General features: G+C 71.8%; 1 protein-coding gene and 1 pseudogene. Both read right to left on the reverse strand.

Annotated features, from left to right (window positions below):
* Positions 1–1,928 (reverse strand): choice-of-anchor A family protein (locus ACFV6I_RS39090; RefSeq protein WP_380431015.1); only part of this gene is annotated, 1,928 nt, incomplete at its 3' end.
* A 174-nt stretch (positions 1,929–2,102) separates the two neighbouring features.
* A pseudogene (locus ACFV6I_RS39095) lies at positions 2,103–2,401 on the reverse strand (hypothetical protein); the annotation flags it as partial.

The raw sequence follows: 2,401 nt of genomic DNA on the forward strand, positions 1-2,401 counted from the left end.
GCGGAGCAGGTGCCGTTCGCTCCGGTGGTGCAGGGGGAGCCGACGGGGGTGTCGGGGTTGGTTCCGGTGGTTTGGAGGCCGGGGGTGCCGTTGGTCTCGTGCCAGAGCTGGAAGGTCGCGCCGGCCAGGGGCTGCCCGGTGGCGGAGTCGACCTTGGTCACGCTGGTGGACGCGGTCGGAGCGGTGGCTTTGGTGTCCTGGACGGTGATCGGGACGTTCTGTCCGTTGGTGTTGAGGACGACGGTGGTGACGTTGAGTTCCGGCAGGTCGTAACCGGGGGGTGCGGCGGTTTCCTGCCAGTAGTAGGTGCCGAGGGGGAGGCCGGCCGTGGAGCAGACACCGTTCGCTCCGGTGGTGCAGGGGGATCCGACGGGGGTGTCGGGGTTGGTTCCGGTGGTTTGGAGGCCGGGGACGCCGTTGGTCTCGTGCCACAGCTGGAAGGTCGCGCCGGCTAGGGGCTGCCCGGTGGCGGAGTCGACCTTGGTCACGCTGGTGGACCCGGTCTCGACGATCGGGGACTTGGTGTCCTGGACGGTGACCGGGACGTTCTGCCCGTTCGTGTCGAGGACCACGGTCGTCACCGCGGGCTGCGGCAGGTCGTAACCGGGGGGTGCGGCGGTCTCCTGCCAGTAGTAGGTGCCGAGCGGGAGACCGGCGGTGGAGCAGACGCCGTTCGCCCCGGTGGTGCAGGGGGCGCCCACCTCGGTGTCCGGGGTGGCCCCCGAGGTCTGGAGGCCGGGGACGCCGTTGGTCTCACGCCACAGCTGGAAGGTGGCCCCCGCCAGGGGCTGCCCCGTGACGGAGTCGACCTTCGTCACGCTGGTCGAGGCGGTGGGAGTGGGGCTTCCGCACGCCGGAAGATCGCCGTTGAAGGGGTAGGCGTGGAACTCGGTCCCGGTCATCCCCGAGCCGGAGTTCTGCAGCAGCGAACCGGTGGTGAAGAACCGTCCGTTCAGACCGGGCAGGCTCATGGTGGCGGTGCTGGCCGGGTTGCCGACCAGCACACTGCCCTGGAACTGCCCCGATCCCTTGAGCGTGACGGACGTCGCGGCGGGGAAGTTCCACAGGAGGCGCTCGCGCAGCCGGTTCCAGGGATCGGTGTCCTGGAGGCTCCCGCTGTAGGTGTTGATGGTGCGGGCGCCGCCCACGAGGTTGACGAGTACCGTCGCGTTCGCGGGGATGCCGGCGAACGCGATGCCCTGGGTGGAGCCTCCGTTCCCGGCGATGTCGAAGTCGACGTTGAAGACCTGGAGTGCGGAGGTGCCGTCACCGGTGAACAGGGTCTGGAACCCCTGGTTGACCGCGGTTCCGGTGGCGGGGCGGGGTGTGCCGACCCCGGCGTAGCACTCGCTCGCCGTCTGCAGCTGGCCGCGCAGTGGCGTGTAGGCGGCTACGGCCTGCGCTTCCTGGACCTTCGTACCGACGATGGTGCCCGTGGCCGTGCCCGCGTAGCGGACGACGCCGCCCTCCGCCAGGAGCCTCTGCCCCGGGGCCACCGTGACGTTGCCTCCGGCGGTGAGGAAGTCGGCGCCGTCCGGCGGGGGGACCCGTGAGCCGACGCCGACGATGCCGATGTTGTAGACGGAGCTGGCTCCCGGGGCTTTGTTCAGGTCGAAGTTGCCGAGGGTCACCACGTGCCCCTCGGCCTCCGCGGCGGAACCGCCGACGTTGAAGTCGCCGCCGACGAAGATGTTGATTCCGGCGTCGCGGCCTGCGAAGGGACCGTTGTTGACCGGGGGGAACGTCGCGGGACAGTCCGCACCCAGGCACGGCCCGAGGCCGCCCGGGAGACCGGCCGCGTACGCGGCCGGTGGTGCGACGAGTGACATGCCGAAGGGCACGAGCGTCAGGGCCAGGACGGAACCCACCGTCCTGCCGAGTCGGCGTCTCCAGGTGACGGTGGTCACCGGGTTCTGACTGGGCTTCACCTCAGTCCTCTCACCATGTGGACCCAATGGGGCCCTCGGAGTGTTCCGGGCTGGAGGGCCGAGCATCGCGACTCACTGGTGTTGTCATCTGAAAATCGTGTTAATGCACCCGTTCGGCTGTGTGTCGACGGCCGATCGGTCCGGGCGCGAGGGACGGCCTCCGGCCGTCGGCGGTCACTGGCCCTGCTGGTCCGCCGTGTACGACTCCATCGCGTGGTTGAAGCGGGCCAGCAGGGCGCAGAACGCCTGCTGCTCCTCGGGCGGCCAGTCGGCCGTCAGGCGGCGGGTCAACTCGGCCCGCCCGTCGCGGACTTCGGCCAGTCGGCCGGAGCCGACCGGGGTCAGCGCGAGGCGTACGGCGCGGCGGGGGGGGGGGGGGGGGGGGCGCGCGGCCCCCCCCCCCCCCCCCCCCCCCCCCGGGGGCGCGCGGGGGGCCGGGGGGGGGTGGGGGACGCGGGCGCGCGCCCGCCCGG

Origin of the sequence: Kitasatospora sp. NPDC059803, assembly GCF_042732255.1 — a bacterium.
Classification (GTDB): Bacteria; Actinomycetota; Actinomycetes; order Streptomycetales; family Streptomycetaceae; genus Kitasatospora.